Origin of the sequence: Pantoea sp. Ap-967 (genome assembly GCF_011752565.1) — a bacterium.
In the GTDB taxonomy this organism is placed as follows: Bacteria; Pseudomonadota; Gammaproteobacteria; order Pseudomonadales; family Pseudomonadaceae; genus Aquipseudomonas.
This window is the reverse complement of the sequence record NZ_VWXK01000023.1, coordinates 81,521-99,220: the sequence shown is the minus strand read 5'-3', so window position 1 is coordinate 99,220 and position 17,700 is coordinate 81,521. Positions and strand designations below refer to the sequence as shown.

General features: G+C 59.2%; 17 protein-coding genes. 10 read left to right on the top strand and 7 right to left on the bottom strand.

From position 1 onward, the window contains the following. Positions 1-244: 244 nt before the first annotated feature. The 4 genes from creD to F3J45_RS21620 all read right to left on the bottom strand — a co-directional run bounded on the left by creD (position 245) and on the right by F3J45_RS21620 (position 4,448). The gene (creD, locus tag F3J45_RS21635; RefSeq protein WP_167067626.1) at positions 245-1,573 is read right to left on the bottom strand and encodes a cell envelope integrity protein CreD; all 1,329 of its coding nucleotides are present in this window, start codon (positions 1,571-1,573) and stop codon (positions 245-247) included. Positions 1,574-1,678: 105 nt separating this feature from the next. Next, positions 1,679-3,112, bottom strand: coding sequence for a two-component system sensor histidine kinase CreC (gene creC, locus F3J45_RS21630; protein WP_167067623.1), 1,434 nt, complete (start codon positions 3,110-3,112; stop codon positions 1,679-1,681). Beyond that, positions 3,112-3,792 (bottom strand): two-component system response regulator CreB, encoded by a 681-nt coding sequence (gene creB, locus F3J45_RS21625; RefSeq protein WP_167067620.1) that lies wholly within the window; start codon positions 3,790-3,792, stop codon positions 3,112-3,114. Before creB ends, creC begins: the two co-directional genes overlap by 1 nt. 155 nt (positions 3,793-3,947) lie before the next feature. Further along, on the bottom strand, positions 3,948-4,448 hold the full coding sequence (locus F3J45_RS21620) for an ATP-dependent zinc protease (RefSeq protein ID WP_167067616.1): 501 nt from the start codon (positions 4,446-4,448) through the stop codon (positions 3,948-3,950). A gap of 182 nt (positions 4,449-4,630) precedes the next feature. Between F3J45_RS21620 and F3J45_RS21615 the strand changes: the two genes are divergently transcribed. After that, a complete protein-coding gene (locus F3J45_RS21615; protein WP_167067613.1) occupies positions 4,631-5,518 on the top strand; it encodes an acyltransferase in 888 nt (295 codons plus the stop codon). 209 nt (positions 5,519-5,727) lie between these two features. Further along, positions 5,728-7,077 (top strand): APC family permease, encoded by a 1,350-nt coding sequence (locus tag F3J45_RS21610; RefSeq protein ID WP_167067610.1) that lies wholly within the window; start codon positions 5,728-5,730, stop codon positions 7,075-7,077. 743 nt (positions 7,078-7,820) lie between these two features. Here the strand turns inward: F3J45_RS21610 and F3J45_RS21605 are convergent. After that, complete coding sequence (locus F3J45_RS21605) at positions 7,821-8,396, bottom strand: DUF2780 domain-containing protein (protein ID WP_167067607.1); 576 nt, start codon at positions 8,394-8,396, stop codon at positions 7,821-7,823. 229 nt (positions 8,397-8,625) lie between these two features. On the opposite strand from F3J45_RS21605, the gene F3J45_RS30570 reads away from it, so the two are divergent. The 8 genes from F3J45_RS30570 (at position 8,626) to F3J45_RS21565 (ending at position 13,655) form a co-directional block, all read left to right on the top strand. Further along, positions 8,626-9,378 carry an RHS repeat-associated core domain-containing protein gene (locus F3J45_RS30570; protein WP_370526443.1) on the top strand — a complete coding sequence of 251 codons (753 nt, stop codon included), beginning with the start codon at positions 8,626-8,628 and terminating at the stop codon, positions 9,376-9,378. Between the two features lie 90 nt (positions 9,379-9,468). Further along, complete coding sequence (locus tag F3J45_RS21595; protein ID WP_205300629.1) at positions 9,469-10,407, top strand: RHS repeat-associated core domain-containing protein; 939 nt, start codon at positions 9,469-9,471, stop codon at positions 10,405-10,407. A gap of 370 nt (positions 10,408-10,777) precedes the next feature. After that, positions 10,778-11,008 (top strand): hypothetical protein, encoded by a 231-nt coding sequence (locus F3J45_RS21590; protein ID WP_167067598.1) that lies wholly within the window; start codon positions 10,778-10,780, stop codon positions 11,006-11,008. 64 nt (positions 11,009-11,072) lie between these two features. Next, complete coding sequence (locus F3J45_RS21585) at positions 11,073-11,339, top strand: DUF3077 domain-containing protein (RefSeq protein ID WP_167067596.1); 267 nt, start codon at positions 11,073-11,075, stop codon at positions 11,337-11,339. A gap of 152 nt (positions 11,340-11,491) precedes the next feature. Next, positions 11,492-12,253 carry an RHS repeat-associated core domain-containing protein gene (locus F3J45_RS21580; RefSeq protein WP_167067593.1) on the top strand — a complete coding sequence of 254 codons (762 nt, stop codon included), beginning with the start codon at positions 11,492-11,494 and terminating at the stop codon, positions 12,251-12,253. 385 nt (positions 12,254-12,638) lie between these two features. Further along, a complete protein-coding gene (locus F3J45_RS21575; protein WP_167067590.1) occupies positions 12,639-12,881 on the top strand; it encodes a hypothetical protein in 243 nt (80 codons plus the stop codon). 64 nt (positions 12,882-12,945) lie between these two features. Then, positions 12,946-13,212: a DUF3077 domain-containing protein gene (locus tag F3J45_RS21570; RefSeq protein WP_167067587.1), complete on the top strand. Its 267-nt coding sequence runs from the start codon at positions 12,946-12,948 to the stop codon at positions 13,210-13,212. Between the two features lie 233 nt (positions 13,213-13,445). Further along, on the top strand, positions 13,446-13,655 hold the full coding sequence (locus F3J45_RS21565) for a hypothetical protein (protein WP_167067584.1): 210 nt from the start codon (positions 13,446-13,448) through the stop codon (positions 13,653-13,655). 116 nt (positions 13,656-13,771) lie between these two features. On the opposite strand, the gene fdhA is transcribed toward F3J45_RS21565, so the two are convergent. After that, entirely contained in the window at positions 13,772-14,971 is a 1,200-nt protein-coding gene (fdhA, locus tag F3J45_RS21560) for a formaldehyde dehydrogenase, glutathione-independent (protein ID WP_016393294.1), read from the bottom strand. 273 nt (positions 14,972-15,244) lie between these two features. Beyond that, a complete protein-coding gene (locus F3J45_RS21555; protein WP_167067581.1) occupies positions 15,245-17,635 on the bottom strand; it encodes a ricin-type beta-trefoil lectin domain protein in 2,391 nt (796 codons plus the stop codon). Positions 17,636-17,700 lie beyond the last annotated feature (65 nt).

The following is a 17,700-nucleotide window of genomic DNA, read 5'->3' as shown; positions in this document are numbered from 1 at the left end:
CTGCACAAGGCGCACAATCGTGTTTCGTCGTAAGCTTTTTCATGGTCTCGCCCTCGCTGCCGTTGGCTTCTTAGAACGCCACCGTGGCACTGTGATGCCTCGGCGGGGGCGAGTCCATTTAATTACAGAAGATCGTACCCCCCCTGTAGGAGCGGGCTTGCCCCGCGAAGGCCTCACCTCGGTTTCACTTGAAACAATTGCCCAACCTGAAAAGCCAACCACCGCCCAATCGCTCTATCCTCCCTCATGCCGCCCTCCCCACCCGCGCCCAGTCCAACCGGCGGGTCAGCACCATGAACACCCCCAGCAAGCCAAAGCACAGCAACGAGCCCATCAGCAGCGCATAGTCCTCGGCACTGAGCAGCCCATAAAGCATGCCGTACAGCGCCGCCAGCCCCGCCGCGAACCCCACCCCGCGCCCCACGCTATGCAGCACATGGCTCAGGTAGAACCCCAGCAGCAACACACAGGCCGAAGCCGACAGCCCATACGCCGGGCCAAAGCCGATGTGCTCGGACAACGACAGCAGCAACAGGTAGAAGAACGCCAGCGCCACGCCAACCAGGATGTATTGCACCGGGTGCACGCTCAGGTTCTTCAGCACCTCGAACAGGAAGAAGCCGGCAAAGGTCAGGGCGATGAACAGCAAGGCGTACTTGATGGCCCGTTCGCTCTTGAGGTACTGGTCCACCGGGTCGATGAAGCTCACGCCGAAGGTGCGCTCGCTGAAGTCGGCGCACTGCCCGCCGGTGGCGCACTGGCGCACGGCATCTTCCAGGTTGGTGGCGAAGAACGAGGTCTGCCAGTGGGCCGTGAAGCCGTTTGCGTCGATGTCGCGGCGGCTGGGCAGGTAACTGCCGACAAAACTTGGGTGCGGCCAGTTGGCGCGCATGTCGACACTGCTGGTACGGCCCACCGGCAGCAGGTGCAGTTGGCCGGTGCCCTGCAGGGCCAGGTCGAAGCCATAGGCGAATTCGCGGGCCTGCTCAGCGTCCAGCTGCGGCAGTGCCACGCGCACCCCGCTGCGCAGCCAGTCCAGCCCGGTGCCGGCCTCGAACGGCAGGCGCTGGTCGTCGAAACTCAGTTCAAGGCCATTCTCGATGCCACGGATATCGCTGATGCCCACGGCCAGGAATGGCTTGTCGAAGCGGTAGTCGTCGAAATCCTTGTCGATGCCCCAGTGGTGCGGCAGCTTGAAGCGGCCAGAAATGCGCCCCTTGGCGTGGAACAGGCGCGCCTGGTAGATGCCCCTGGCGCGCAGTTCGGTGTCTACGCCAAGGTCGGCATCGAAGGTTTCGGGGAGGAAGTACAGGTGGCCACTGAGGGTGCTGGTTTCCTCCACGCTTTCGCCGTCCTTCACGATCCAGCGGCGCTGGTACTTGCGGTAGGGCACCACCAGCAGCGGGCCGCTGATCTGCTGGTCGAAGCTGGCGCTTTGGGCGATGTCGTGCAGCACGCCGTCACGCAGGTTCTGGCGGTCGCTGATCAGGCCGCCGATCATCAGCAAGGGGATCATCAGCAGCAAGGTGAGCAAGGCGATGGTGCCGAGCTTGTAGGCAAGGGATTTGTTCATGAGGCCTCCTATGGCAGTGGGCGCAGTGTCTGCGCCTTGCGTGGAGGCTTTGTGGAGCGCCTGTGTGAATTGGGTGTTTTTCCAGCGCCGCGCGCGGCCCAGATCTCAACCGATACGCCGCCCCGGCAACCACAACCGCACCCGCACGCCGCCGCCAACGTTCTCCACCGCCAGCGCCCCGCCATGCAACTGCATCACCTCGGCCACGAAATTCAGCCCCAGCCCGGTGCTCTTGCGCCCGCTCCCAGGCCGGGGCAGCGAATAGAACCGCTCGCTCACCCGCCCCAGCGCATAGGCCGGAATCGCCTCGCCCTGGTTGAACAAGCTCAGCGCCAGCCGCTCGCCCTCGCGCTCCAGCTCGAACAACAGCGCGCCGCCGCTGGGGCTGAAGTCCAGCGCATTGTCGAGCAAGTTGGCCAATGCCTGGCGCATCAGGAACGGGTCGCACAGCAAGCGCAGGCCCGCCGGCACCCGCTGGCGAACCTGCAAGCCCTGGCCCTCGATCCGCGCCGCATGGGCCAGCAGCAGTTCATCCACCATGGCCGCCAAGGGCACCAGTTGCTCGTCTTCCAATGCCTGCATCTGCTCGACCCGCGCCAGGTTGAGCAAGCGTTCGATCATCTGCTGCAAGCGCTCGCTTTCGCGCTCGATATTGCCGGCAAAGCGCTCGCGCTGCTCGGCCGGCATCTCGCCCTGCAGCAGCTCGGAGGCCCCACGTATCGCCGCCAGGGGGCTTTTCAACTCATGGGTCAAGGTGTGCACATAGCGCTCGACATAGGCCTTGCCCTCCAGCTGCGTGCGCATCCGCTCCACCGCTTCGGCCAGGTGCGCAAGCTCGCCGCCCTTGTAGTACGGCAGCGCTGCCCGCTCGCCTTCGCTCACCGCCTGGGCATACCGCGCCAGCCGGCGCAACGAGCGCACCAGCCACCAGGACAACGCCGCGCCAACCAACAGGCCAAACACGATCAACCCCAGGCCCAGATTCAACAGCCGCCGTTCGGAGCGGTCGACATAGGGCTGCAATGAGCTGTTGGGCTTGGCCACGGTGACCGCGCCGATGATCTTGCCGTTGTCGACGATCGGCGCTGCCACGTGCATCACCGAAGTGTTCTCGTCCTCCTCGACGCTGCGCGTGGAACGGGCGCCGTACTGGCCGCGCAGGGTCAGGTAGACGTCGTTCCATTTGGAGTAGTCCTTGCCCAGGTCTTGCCCGCTGGAGTCGAGCAGCACGATGCCGTTGGCGTCGGTGACATAGATGCGGTGGCTGACCTGGGTTTTCTCCAGGCCCCAGATCTGCGCGCCGGGGCTACGCAGGCCATAGGCCTTCAGCACCTCGGGCAGGCGGCTCTGGGCCAGGGTGCCGGCCTTGACGTCATCGTGGAGAATTTCCGCCAGCAGGTTGGCGGTGTCGACCAGGGTTTCCTCGGAAGACTGGCGCACCACCGGGCGAATCTGCTCGCGCACGGTGTTGAGCAAAAAATAGCCAGCCAGCCCGACGAACAGGAAGTACACCAGGAAAATGCGAATACCCAGGCGCATCAGGCGTTGTCCGGGCTGTAGCTGTAGCCCAGGCCACGGTGGGTCTGGATCGGCTCGGCGGCTGCGGCCACCAGGCGCAGCTTGGCGCGCAGGCTCTTGATGTGGCTGTCGATGGTGCGCTCGTACCCCACGTCGGAGGCCACGCCCAGGGCGTCGAGCAGTTGCTCACGGCTGAACACCCGCTGGGGCTGTTCGAGCAGGCATTGCAGCAGGCGGAACTCATGGCGGGTCAGGGCCAGTGGCTGGCTGCGGTAGCTGATCTGCATGCGCAGGGTGTCGAGCTGAAACAACGGCGCTGGCGCCTGCACCTCGGCGCGCGGCGCCATGCGCTTGAGGATCGCCCGCACCCGGGCCGCCACCTCACGGGGGCTGAAGGGTTTGACCACGTAGTCGTCGGCACCGATTTCCAGGCCCACCACCCGGTCGATCTCACCGTCGCGGGCGCTGAGGAACATCACTGGCACCTCGCTGAAGCGGCGCAGTTGGCGGCAGGTTTCGAAGCCACTGATGTCGGGCAGGCCGATGTCGAGGATGATCAGGTCGGCGGGGCGCAAGCGCTGCTGGTCGAGGGCAGCGCTGCCCAGGGTTACCCATTCAGTGCTGTGGCCATCAGCCTGCAGGGCGTAGACCAGGGTGTCGGCGATGGCGGCTTCGTCTTCGACGATGAGGATATGGGGCATGGCGTCCGGCCTTGCTGGGGCAAAGCTGGACTTTTAACGTACTGGCCTCATCGCGGGCAAGCCCGCTCCTACAGGTGCGGCGCCTAACGTGAGGCTTGCACATTACCGGTAGGAGCGAGCGCAGCTCGCGAAAGGGCCCGCACCAGCGCCACACATCAGCATTCAGGCTTGCCCGCCGTAAACCGCTTGGCCGGGTTCACCGCCGCCTTGAACTGGCGCAGCGCCTTGGAGCCCACCAGCAGCGGGTAGTTGAAGTTGCTGCGGTCCACCAGGTTGACCTCCATGGTGCGCTTCTCGCCCCCCAGGCACATTTCCAGGTCTACCACCGGGCGCTTGGAGATTTCCGGCGCATCGCCCTCCTCGTCCTCATCGGCACGGCCCTTGATCTTGCTGATGCGCGATACCTGGTGTTCATACACTTTGCCGTCGGCGTCCTTGGTCGCCAGGCGGAAGCGTACCCACTCCTCGCCATCGCGGGTGAACATCTCGATGTCCTTGGCCGACAGCGAGGCGGTCCAGGCGCCGGTGTCCATCTTGGCCTTCAGGGTTTGGCCCAGCTCCGGCAAGGTGATGTACTCGTAACGGCCATACAACGTGGGTTCGGCGGCCATCACCGGCAACGCCAACAGCGACAACAGGGCAAGCAGAGGTTTCACAGGCAGGCTTCCTTGAGAAGGGTCAGTGCTTAGACTGCACAGGCAGGATAGGTTCGCTGTCACAAGGTTAACCAACAAATTGTGAAACATTTGTCCCCGCCACCGGGCGCGGGGCATTTGGCGTAGGCCTCGGCGCTGCTTATCATTGCGCCCTGCTAACTTCCCACAACAAGAGTCTCCTTATGCGTCGCCTGTTTACCGGCCTTCTTACGACCACCCTGCTGCTGCTCAACACCGTGGTGTTGATCTGCCCGCTGCTGGTCTTCGCCCTGCTCAAACTGGTGCTGCCAGGCCGTGGGCGTGACTATGCCTCCTGGGCGGTGATGTGGGTGGCCGAAACCTGGTCGGAAATCGACAAGGCCATCTTCGCCCTGTGCATCCCCACCCGCTGGGACGTACGCGGCGCCGAGAACTTGCGCAAGGACACCTCGTACCTGGCCGTCAGCAACCACCAAACCTGGGTCGATATCCCCGCGTTGATCGAAAGCCTCAACCGCCGCACACCGTTCTTCAAGTTCTTCCTCAAGAAGGAGCTGATCTGGGTGCCGCTGCTGGGCCTGGCCTGGTGGGGCCTGGACTACCCGTTCATGAAGCGCTACAGCAAGGCGTTCCTGGAAAAGCACCCAGAGCTCAAGGGCAAGGACCTGGAAATCACCAAGGCTGCCTGCGAGCTGTTCAAGCGCCAGCCGGTCACCGTGGTGAACTACCTTGAAGGCACGCGCTTCACCGAGGCCAAGCAGCGCGAGCAGCAGTCGCCCTACCGCTACCTGCTCAAGCCCAAGGCTGGCGGCGTGGCCTTCGTGCTGGCGGCGCTGGGCGAGCAGCTGGATGCGCTGCTGGATGTCACCATCGTCTACCCCGGCAACCAGGCACCGGGGTTTTGGGACCTGCTCAACGGCAGCATTAGCCGGGTGATTATCGACATTCAAGTGCGCGAGCTGGACCCGGTATTATGGGATGGGGATTACGAGAACGACCCTGCGTTCCGCCAGACCGTGCAGGCCTGGGTGAACCAGCTGTGGTTGGCCAAGGACCAGCGGATCGAGCAGTTGCGGGCCGAAATGGCCTAACCTGCTTCGCGGGGCAAGCCCGCTCCTACAGAGGCCGCGTACCCCCTTGTAGGAGCGGGCTTGCCCCGCGAAGAGGCCCGAAAACCCACCACACCCCGTCAATTAAAACCCAGGCTAATAATTACAATAAGTAATACTTTTTTGTCATGCACCCCCTAAGTGGATAAAAATCGACCAAAGCACAACTACAAAAATGCCTGGATCGATCGATGGCCAACCCACCCAGCTCCAACTCCGCCCAATTGCGCCGTGTTCTCGGCCTCCCCGCCCTGGTGTTCTTCGGCCTTGTGTACATGGTCCCGCTGACCATCTTCACCACCTACGGCATCGTCACCGAGCTCACCGGTGGCCGCACCGCCGGCGCCTACATGGTTACCCTGGTGGCCATGCTGTTCACCGCCGCGTCCTACAGCTTCATGGTAAAGCGCTTCCCGGTCGCGGGTTCGGCGTACTCCTACACCAACATGGCCTTCGGCCCTAATGTCGGCTTCCTGGCCGGCTGGTCGCTGCTGCTCGATTACCTGTTCCTGCCGATGATCAACTACCTGTTGATCGGCCTGTTCCTCAACATCGCCTTCCCGGCCATTCCAGCCTGGTCCATCGCCCTGGCCTCGATCGTGCTGGTCACCGTGCTCAATGTGGTGGGCATCCACTCGGTGGCGAAAACCAGCAACCTGATCGTCGGTGCGCAGATCATCTTCATCCTGGTGTTCGTGGCGCTGTCGTGCCAATCGCTGGCTGGCCAACCGCTGGACCTGCTGGCGCCGCTGCTGGGCGATGGTTCCAAGCCTGGGTTCGGCGCGATCATGGCGGGGGCGGCGGTGCTGTGCCTGTCGTTCCTGGGCTTCGATGCCGTCTCTACCCTGGCCGAAGAATGCCGCGATGCCCGCCGCGACGTGCCACGGGCGATCATCCTCACCACCTTGTTCGCCGGCGTGCTGTTCACCGTGCTGGCCTACGTGAGCCAGCTGGTGATGCCCGGCACCACCTTCGCCAATGCCGATGCGGCAGCCAACGAAGTGATGCTCAAGGCCGGCGGGCAGTTCCTGGCCAACTTCTTCACGGCAGCCTACGTGGCGGGCAGCCTGGGTTCGGCGCTGGCCTCCCAGGCGGCGGTGTCGCGCATCCTGTTCACCATGGGCCGCGACAACGTGCTGCCACGGCGCAGCTTCGGCTACCTGTCGCCCCGCTTCGGCACGCCGGTGTTCGCCATTGCGTTGGTGTCGGCGTTCTCGCTGCTGGCGTTGGTGATTGACTTGGAAACCCTGGCTTCGCTGATCAGCTTCGGGGCGCTGGTGGCGTTCTCGGCAGTGAACCTGGCGGTGGTGAAGACCCACCTGATGGATGACCGCGCCCAGCGTAACCTCAAGGGGTTGCTGTGCTATGGCCTGGTGCCGCTGGTGGGCCTGGCGCTGACCCTGTGGCTGTGGACCAGCCTGTCGGCGCTGACCCTGGTGATTGGCCTGTGCTGGTTCGCCCTAGGCCTGGCCTACCTGGCCGTGCTCACCGCCGGCTTCCGCCGCCCGGTGCGCCTGATGGAATTCTCGGAAACCGCCTGAGCCCCAACGCTGTCGCCCGCAACCGCGCAGCGTATCCGGCGGGCCTACGCAAATCCGGTAGGAGCGAGCGCAGCTCGCGATGGGCTGCAAAGCAGCCCCGCCATCATCAGCCGTTAAGCTGAAACCCTGGGGCCGCTGCGCGCCCCATCGCGAGCTCTGCTCGCTCCTACAGAGGCCGCGTGTGCCAGTTAGATCGACGGCTGGCTCAGCGGCGCCGGGGTGGTCCACAGGCTACCCAGGTTCTGTGCGCCTGATGGAATTCTCGGAAACCGCCTGAGCCCCAACGCTGCCGCCCACAACCGCGCGGCGTATCCGGCGGGCCTACGCAAAATCCGGTAGGAGCGAGCGCAGCTCGCGATGGGCTGCAAAGCAGCCCCGCCATCATCAGCCGTTAAGCTGAAACCCTGGGGCCGCTGCGCGCCCCATCGCGAGCTCTGCTCGCTCCTACAGGGGCAGCGTATGCCTGTCAGGCCGATGGCTGGCTCAGCGGCGCCGGGGTGGTCCACAGGCTACCCAGGTTCTGTGCGCCTGATGGAATTCTCGGAAACCGCCTGAGCCCCAACGCTGCCGCCCTCAACCGCGCAGCGTATCCGGCGGGCCTACGCATATCCGGTAGGAGCGAGCGCAGCTCGCGATGGGCTGCAAAGCAGCCCCGCCATCATCAGCCGTTAAGCTGAAATCCTGGGGCCGCTGCGCGCCCCATCGCGAGCTCTGCTCGCTCCTACAGGGGCAGCGTATGCCTGTCAGACCGACGGCTGGCTCAGCGGCGCCGGGGTGGTCCACAGGCTACCCAGGTTTTGCAACAACGAGCCCGCAATCCCCTGTTGCCCCAGGTACTGCAGAATCAACGGCGCGAACTGCCCGATCATTCCGGTATCCATCCCTAGCGCCTTGAATGCGTTGTCCAGGTCGCCACGGTTCTCCACATCGTTGCCCAGGGCCTTGTCCAGCGCCGACTGGCTGCCTTTGTCGTTACCCAGCAACTGCCCCAACCCGCTCAACCCACCCAGGGCATTGGCGCCCGATAGCAGGTCCAAACCGGGTACGGCCTTGGTCAACTGGCCATAGTCGTCGCTGCTCAGGTTGTTGCGCGCCAGCCCCAGCATCGCCCCTGCCCCGCCCACGGCCTGTTCGGGGGTGATGTTCAGCTGGCTGCCCAGGGTGTTGAGCAGGTTGGCCTGCCCTTCGGGCGCCTGTACCTGGGCTTGTTGCTTCTGGTTCTGCATGGAAGAGACGGCGTTGGCGGCGTCGCTGAGGTTGAAGGCGAACGCTGGAGTGGCGGCCAGGGTCATCAGGGTTGCCAGGGTGAATGCTTTCATCGGGAGGGACCTCGCTGGCCGGGATGGCCTGGGAAACGAGGTTTTGACTGGTAGCTCGGTGGTTTGTTCCAGCAGTGTATCTAAGTGAGCCCTAGGTAATCTCAACTGGAGAAAATTCGGCCTTACCTAGCATTTCTAACAGTTGCGCAGAACACCGAGTCCTACGACGCTTGGCAAAGGTTTCCGCCTAAACCCTAATGAAACTCGCCTAGCAATGGGAGTTCGACCAATGACCGATCAGATGCCAATCAAAGCCTATACAGCTTATGGCTTTCAGCATGGCCATAATTCGATTAGGTTTCTATCAAGTTTCAACGGCGAAGTCTGGTACTCCGAATTTTGTGGATACCTTCTGGGTAATGGTCATCGCGTATTCAGTCCGGTGCGCATGCGCTTCAACTCTTCAGACAGCGCCAGCCCGTTTGCTAAGGGCGGCATCAATTCATACGCTTACTGCGGGGGCGACCCGTTGAATTTCACTGACCCGACTGGCATGAGCAGGTTCTACCTTCATCGCTTCATGCCGTCACAGCGGAAAAACACACCATCACAACCCGTTCAGCACACACCCGCAATTTCGACCTCGTATTCTTTGAAAAAGAATACACCCTCTCGAAATTTCCTAACCCTGAAAGACTTATCACACCCAGTAACCCCCGCCATTTACAACGACTACAGTGACGCTCAACTAATAAATAAAGCTCGCCGCTTTAATGAACTAATTATAAAAGAGGACGCTCGAATAAAAAATACCAAACACACCACCTCGAAACACTTCCAAGCCATGGCTAGATATCGAAGCAACCTTGACTCGCTGGAAATGCAATTTAACACTCGTCATCCGAAACTGGCCCAGCTACACGCTATCACGGGAAGTAATTTTTGGGGGTCAGACAGCGGGAGCTCTATCCATTCATCTGCACGCTCGGGAGTGCTTAGCCATCAGCAATCTGTAGAAAGTATCAGAGAAAGTAGAACGTGAAAGCACCACTTGCTTCAGTGTCGAATGCCAACTGGCACTCAGAATGGACTTCCGTTGAGCCCACTTGTCCAACGCACAAGAGCTGCAGCCATGAATCAAGTTCAGAACCGATCACTTTATTTCTACCAGGCCGACAAAATTTTCAGTCTCAACCGAGACGAGCTAACGCAAACCATTTTCCGAACCCCTGATTTTCCTTTGGGCGAGGTGCAACACGGCGGCAGTCATCACGCACTGTTCCTTGCCTGTGATGGAAATGGGTCAGTCCTGTCATTCGTGGGTACACTGCCGCGCCAGGCATTCAGTTATTCAACCTTTGGCCATACCCATCGCTCTGCGCCCACGTCCCTGCTGGGGTTTAATGGCGAATTTGCAGACCCGTTCACTTTCAATTATCCACTCGGGAATGGCTACCGCGCCTATTGCCCCAGCCTAATGCGTTTCAATAGCCCCGATGCCCTTAGCCCGTTCGAGCACGGTGGGTTAAATAGCTATGCCTATGTTCAGAATGACCCAGTCAATTCGATTGACCCCACGGGGCATTTCAGGTTTTTTTCCAAAACACAAAAATTTAGCGGCTCGCCCAGAAGCCTGAAAAATAACGCCTGGGCCTATATGTCGAGACATCCAGAGCAGAAAAATCAGCAAGCAATAACTATTTCAACTCACGGCAACCTGGGGCGGCTGACCGCTGGATCCGAAAAAATCGATGCGAAAAGTGTGGTTGACCTTTTGAAAAAAGCTCGCTTCGATACAAAAAATTACGACATCCATGTTATTTCTTGCTTCTCTGCCGACGCGTCTCAAGATGGCAGCTCACTGATTCAAGGCATTTCAAACTTCACCGGACGCCAAGTGATCGGATATTTCGGGAAGGTAACAGTCGACAGAAGACTCAACAACCCCATAGCCCCATCGGCAATAGCTGCAAAGATTATTCAGAAGGAATCTTCCTTCTTTCGAAGTTCCGGATTCAATTACAACCGAAAAGTTGCTACCCCACAACGTCAGATCAGGGATCCTCGGTAGTAGTAGTCAATGGCGCGGCGCTCGATTGCCCTGGCGATAACGAGCGCAGGCTAGGCACGCAAAATCCCCTCAGGCTTTCCGTTTTTTCCCCTTACTTGTAGGACGCTTCTGAATTACAGTCCCAAACCGCTTAAGCCATTGCGATGACCTGGGATGCGCCCTAGTGTCGGGCGGTCGTTGCGAAAACAGCGACCGGCTTTGACAGGCCGACTAGGTATGAATCACATGGCTTTGCTGTTATGGCGGCTGTGCATGGGGCACCTTGTGTGCGCCGGGTTTTGGTTCACCTACCGGTCTGTCAACCCATGTACAGCTGCCACCAACTGTTTGACAGCAGATGGTGATGGCCCTCATTAACAGGTGCTCCATCATGCGTAAGATTGTCCCCGACCCACCCAACACCTCCCATTCCCTCGAAGACACCATCATCCAGGCCACGGACCATGTGCTGTGTGCCCAAGCCGTCGCGCATCAGGCGATCTTGCTGCAGCCCAAGTCGCCAGCATCGATTCTGGTCATGGCCACGATGCATGAGCTTGAAGCGCTGCAGGCGTTGCTTGAGGCAGCCTTGGCCCAGATGCAGCCGCAGGCGCAGCATTAACGGTTGAGCTTTTGTGTTGCCTGGGCTGGCCCAGGCAACCGAGAAATTTCAGGGAGATTGAAAGATGAGCAGTGACAATACCAACACCACCGTAGGCAAAACCTTTTTCTACCAAGGCGAAGGCCATACCCACCCGCTGTTCTGCATCGCCCCGGGCATTACCTGCCAGAACGCCCGCGAACAGGCTTCGGAACTGATGGGCTATGTGCGGGATTTGACCATCGAAGGGCTTATGGAAGACAAGCCGCAGTTGCTATGGGCTTCCCATTACCTGAGCGCGCTGGCCAAGGCGCTGATGGATGATGCCGAGCTGGGGATGATGCGTAAATAATGGGTCGACCGGGCTGGCCCCTTCGCGGGCAAGCCCGCTCCCACAGGTTCTGCGTCAGGCTTTAAAACTGTTATTTCTGCCAGTAGCAAGATGCAGTGCGCGTCGGGATACTTGGAGTGACTAAACGCTCCATCTGGTGAAGGGACCATCCTATGAACAAATTCCGAAGCTGTTCTTATACACCCTATGGTTTCACTCCGATAGCCCATCCCACTCAGATTGAGCTTGGCTTCAATGGCGAGCCCCGACAAGCATTGACATCGCTCTATATATTAGGGGCTGGGTATAGAATCTTTAGCCCGAACCTACATCGTTTTTATAGTGCAGACAACTATAGCCCGTTTGCTGACGGTGGGCTCAATGCATATTGCTACTGCCTCAACGACCCGATCAATTCTACCGATCCTACAGGGCATATACCCTATGGATTAAAAAGAATTTTCTACAGCAAAGAAACACTTGCCAATTACTCAAAAGTACGAATTCAAAATAAATATCAGGCTATCGCAAGCTTACAAGAGAGGACATTGCGAAAATACCACAACATAGACTCAAGCTTAGACTTAGAGGCAAGAAATGCATTTAATCTTACCGACCAAGGCATCAACACTTTAAACAAAAGCATTGTTAAAAATACAAACCGCCTCAACAAGCTCGGCACGTCAGCTCCCGCTCGTTCTGTTGAGCAGATAGGTCGTCAAAACATCTACAATGCCAAAAAACCAAGTCAACAGAAACGCTCTTACAACCCCCCTCCTTCACGGAGCGGACCGCGCAAAACACCGTGGGACTCTATGGGACTCACAGAAGATGAATATAATAATTACAACTCTTCTAAAATAAGCTTTAGATTACCAGGCACAAGTGGAAATATTGAAGAAAGTAATAAAGAATTGAGATCACGCGTCAAGTGATATTTTTATGCCGTTTATGTCGGGCGCCGCAAGCGGCGCTCGATTGGCCAGGCGAAAACGGGCGCAGGCTAGGCACGCAAAATCCCCTAAGGCTTTCCGTTTTTTCCCCTTACCTGTAGGACGTTTCTGAATTACAGTCCCAAACCGCTTAAGCCATTGCGATGACCTGGGATGCGCCCTAGTGTCGGGCGGTCGTTGCGAAAACAGCGACCGGCTTTGACAGGCCGTCTTCGTCAACCACATGGCTCTGCCTCTATGGCAGCTGTGCATGGGGCACTCACGTGCGCCGGGTTTTGGTTGACCTACCGGTCTGTCAACCCATGTACAGCTGCCGCCTTCTTGTTTGACAGCAGGCCGGTGGTGGCATCATTAGAGGTCATCCATCATGCGTAAGATTGTCCCCGATCCACCCAACACCTCCCATTCCCTCGAAGACACCCTCATCCAGGCCACGGACCATGTGCTGTGTGCCCAAGCCGTCGCGCACCAGGCGATCTTGCTGCAGCCCAAGTCACCAGCCTCGATTCTGGTCATGGCCACGATGCATCAGCTTGAAGCGCTGCAGGCGTTGCTTGAGGCAGCCTTGGCCCAGATGCAGCTGCCGGCAGAGCCGCAGGCGCAGCATTAACGGTTGAGCTTTTGTGTTGCCTGGGCTGGCCCAGGCAACCGAGAAATTTCAGGGAGATTGAAAGATGAGCAGTGACAATACCAACACCACCGTAGGCAAAACCTTTTTCTACCAAGGCGAAGGCCATACCCACCCGCTGTTCTGCATCGCCCCGGGCATTCCCTGCCAGAACGCCCGCGAACAGGCTTCGGAACTGATGGGCTATGTGCGGGATTTGACCATCGAAGGGCTTATGGAAGACAAGCCGCAGTTGCTTTGGGCTTCACATTATTTGAGCGCGCTGGCCAAGGCGCTGATGGATGATGCCGAGTTGGGGATGATACGTAAATAATGGGTCGACCGGGCTGGCCCCTTCGCGGGCAAGCCCGCTCCCACAGGGAACTGCAGCGCGGCTGCTGGCAATGTTCCCTGCGCGACAGCGCAGCCCGCAAGGGCTGGGTTATCTCCTACAGGTGCTGCGCCAGGCTTTAAAACTGTTATTTCTGCCAGTATCAAAATTCCTGCGGGTGTTCAGAATGGGTTTCATGCAGCGCCCATTCATCCACCCCAGCAGGGATTCGAACCATGAGCAAAGCACCGAACAACACGCTGTTCTTCTACCAGGGCGACAAGCTCGTCACCGTGAAGCAAGGCGACCAGCACCGCGCCATCTTTCGCAATGCCGAGCAGCCGCTGGCAGAGTTGAGTACCGACGACACTCAAGCCTCCGGGCTGCTGGCTACCGATGACAAAGGGTCGGTGCTGGCCGTTCAAGGTTCAGGCGACCAGGCCTGAAGGCTGGGTAGCTGGCCTGGTAGGAGCGAGCAAAGCTCGCGATGCGCCGCCTGCGGCGCTCGATCTACCCGCCAAAAAAAGCCCCTCCACAAGAGGGGCTTTCCCACATCACACGGTCACGCCGCGCCCCACATCTTGTGCGGGTCGATGACGAATTTCTTCGGCACACCGGCATCAAACTCGCCATAGCCTTCCGGCGCCTGGTCCAGGTTGATGACCTGCACCCCCACCACCTCGGCAATGTTGATACGGTCCCACATGATCGCCTGCATCAGCTGGCGGTTGTACTTCATGGTCGGGGTTTGCCCGGTGTGGAAGCTGTGCGACTTGGCCCAGCCCAGGCCAAAACGAATGCTCAGCGCGCCGATCTTGGCCGCAGCGTCCACCGCGCCCGGGTCTTCGGTCACGTACAGGCCCGGAATACCAATACTGCCGGCCACGCGGGTGACCTGCATCAGCGAGTTCAGCACGGTGGCCGGGGCCTCGTGCTTGGCGCCTTCGTGGCCGTGGCCACGGGCCTCGAAGCCTACTGCGTCAACGGCGCAGTCCACTTCCGGCTCGCCCAGGATGTCGACGATCTGCTCGTGCAGCGGGGTGTCCTTGGACAGGTCGACCACTTCGAAGCCCTGGGACTTGGCGTGGGCCAGGCGGGCCGGGTTCAGGTCACCGACGATCACGCAGGCAGCGCCCAGCAGGCGCGCCGAGGCAGCAGCGGCAAGGCCCACCGGGCCGGCACCGGCCACGTAGACGGTGCTGCCTGGGCCAACGCCAGCAGTGACGGCGCCGTGGTAGCCGGTTGGCAGGATGTCCGACAGGCAGGTCAGGTCGCGGATCTTTTCCATGGCCTTGTCGCGGTCGGGCAGTTTCAGCAGGTTGAAGTCGGCGTATGGCACCAGCACGTACTCGGCCTGGCCACCGGTCCAGTCGCCCATGTCGACGTAGCCATAGGCACCACCGGCGCGGGCCGGGTTGACGGTGAGGCAGACACCGGTGTGCATCTCTTTGCACGAGCGGCAGCGCCCGCACGCGACGTTGAACGGTACCGACACCAGGTCACCGATTTTCAGGCGTTCTACATCACGCCCCAATTCGACGATTTCACCGGTGATTTCGTGGCCAAGCACCAGGCCGACCTGGGCAGTGGTGCGGCCACGGACCATGTGCTGGTCGGAGCCGCAAATGTTGGTGGAAACCACCTTGAGGATCACGCCGTGCTCGATCTTCTTGCCGCGTGGGTCTTGCATTTTCGGGTAGTCGATCTTCTGCACCTCGACCTTGCCCGCGCCGAGATACACCACTCCACGATTGCCAGACATGCTCTTACCTCGCTTGATTTTTATTTATGCAGCGGTGGTGGAACCTGCCGCCGTCCATGGGCGGCATGTGTTACTGGAATGGAGGGAATTGTGGGCCTGGCAGGGCGACTTGCGCTGACTGGAAACGACAGAGAGATGCCTTTTAGCGGCAGGTGAAAACGCGCCAGCCCCTTGCACGCGCTCAGCGCTAAGCGCATGGCTGACATCCCGTCACGCCATACGCCCACAACACTCACGAATCAGGCAGCCTTGACGGATTGGGCATTCTCTACCTCAATCTTCAATGACTTCTTCGCGCCGCTCTGCAGCGGGACTGGCAGGCGGCCGATGGAAGGGCACATGGCCGGGCACATCAGCGATTTCAACGGTCGCCCCGGTCTTGTCAATGTGGAGAACCGTAATCCGCTTACCCGAGAGCAGGTCATCCAGTTGTTTACCTTGCATCAAAGGCGCATCTTTCATGCCGTTCGGGCTGTCGGGTGTCGTGTCTACAAGTGTGTTGGAGACGGTGTTCGCGATGAAGTGAACCACTCTGACGATCACACCATTGACGAACGGATCAGCCGGGTCCCAATTTTCAAACCCTTCCAAGGGCTGACGAAACTCCAGGACAAGGTAGCTATTATCGCTGCGGAACAACCGCAGGCCTTTGATAACGGCTGCGTCAGCCGGTGCAAACAGGGGGGCAATTTTATAAGTGCCATTCTTCAGCACTTCGGGGAATTGTTCATCCGTCACCCAGCCGGCAAAATACTGGTAAGGCAGGGGGTAAAGACGCCCCCCTCCGCCATTGAGCGTATCCGATGGGTCTCCGAGCCCCGTGACCGTACAGCCGTCACCACCAACTTGAACAACATCCTGTTGAGTTGGGCAATGCTCCAGTGATTTGGCGTGCGGGCCTCCCAGGCTATGACCAAACTCATGCTGCCACATCCAGGGTTTCCAACCAACGCCATTGCCCATGGCCGAGTTACCTGGAGTCGCGGCCAGGCCAGCCCAAGAACAGGCCGTGGGAGGAATTTCAACCGCAAGATAATCGTAGTCCTTCGCATCCCAGCCCTTTTCAAGGGCACGCTCAACCGCTTTAGCCATCAGTTCTCTGTTTGGGCAATCTGCAGGGCGTGGCCCCAAATCCAGGCCGGTGACCGCGTCGCCGGTGAAATGTAGTTTGTTGCCAGACGCAAGCGACACGGCGTTTACGAACGAATAGTTGTCATTTTCGCTACCAAAAAAGCCCCGTTTGACTTCGGCGAAATCGGTTTCCGGTCTGTCACTGTAATGGGTGTGCAACAGCAGAATTTTTTTATCCCCCAGCATGGGGCGCTTCGAAATAACAGGTATGTCCAGGTCAAATGTCCAGGTGGCATCCATTTCAGAGGATGCCGGCACCATCTGAACGTGACTACCTGAGAAACCAAGCACCTCTTTTCTGCCGAGATCGTTGCGGTATTTGTTTTGCAGCGTAAACCCGATCATGGTCGTTTCAGGGATGAAGTTTCTGTTGGGAAACCACGTCCGTTCCGATTGAAAACCACTGCCTTGGCAATCAATCATTTTGACAGCCGAGCCCAGGCACTTTTCATTTTGCTCGCTGGCCAGGAATCGATTTTGCAATCTATTGATGCCCGCCGTAACAGCCATGCTCCAGTCTTGCCTGGCTTCACGCGAGCACGGCGCCAACTCGACATCAACGTCATTCGGTGCCAGCGCCAGGCAGTATTCCTGGCCCTTGCCAATATTCCTGACATGGCCATAGTGCTTACTGATATTCCATTTGGCCGTGGCACTGTCTTGACCAGCAAACACCAACCGCCGGTCCTCGGTGTACTGCAGGGCACTGGGCTGCCCTTTGTCACTGATGTATTTATTCAGTAAAACACTGGGCTGATTACCCTTTCTTTCCCACAGCCGGTGAGACTCATAGTCCGTGCCGCCGGCGCTGGCGCACGCAGCCATTTTGACTTCACTGCTGCTGGCCGCATACAAACACTTTTCCTCCGCCTCACCGTTCAGCGCCTTGTTTTTGACGTGTAGCCTGGTGCCAGACGGGGTGAATTGCCATTGCTGCTGGTCTTTCCCACGGCACGGTTGCAGCGCGACCGAGGCGTGGTCGTCGGCTAACGTCAGGCACGCCTCAAGCCCATGAACATCACTGACGATCTGCTCATACAGCGGCTGAGCGAATGCCCATTTTGCTGCCGCGGGCTCTCCATTGCCAAACACCAATGTGCCTTCCGCCGTACGCTGTAGATAGTTGGGCCATCCTTTGTCGGCGATATATTTGTTTAACAGTGAATTGTGGTCACTTCCACCGATATACCAAAGCCGCTTCGATTGATAATCAGTCGGGTCGGCACTGGCACACGTTGCCATTTTCAACATGGCTTGGCCCAACGCGACCAGGCACATCTCTTTGTCCGAGTGCCCAAGCGCCATACTTTTGATGAACACCATGGCGCCGGACTGCGCGAATATCCATTGCTGGCCAGCCGTGTCCTCACATTGTTGCAGCGATACCGATTCGAAGTCTTTGCCGAGGGCCAGGCAAAGCGGGTTATTCTGATCATCGTTTACCAGTTGCTGGTACGGGTTCATTTCCATCGAAAATGCGCTGAAATGAAATAGCAACAATGGCAAACAGAGTACATTCAAGATGAGTTTCATACGTGCTCCTGATCGCGTCCGCTATCAGGTCACGCTAACCATCCGAACTTTTCGCCACAACTGGC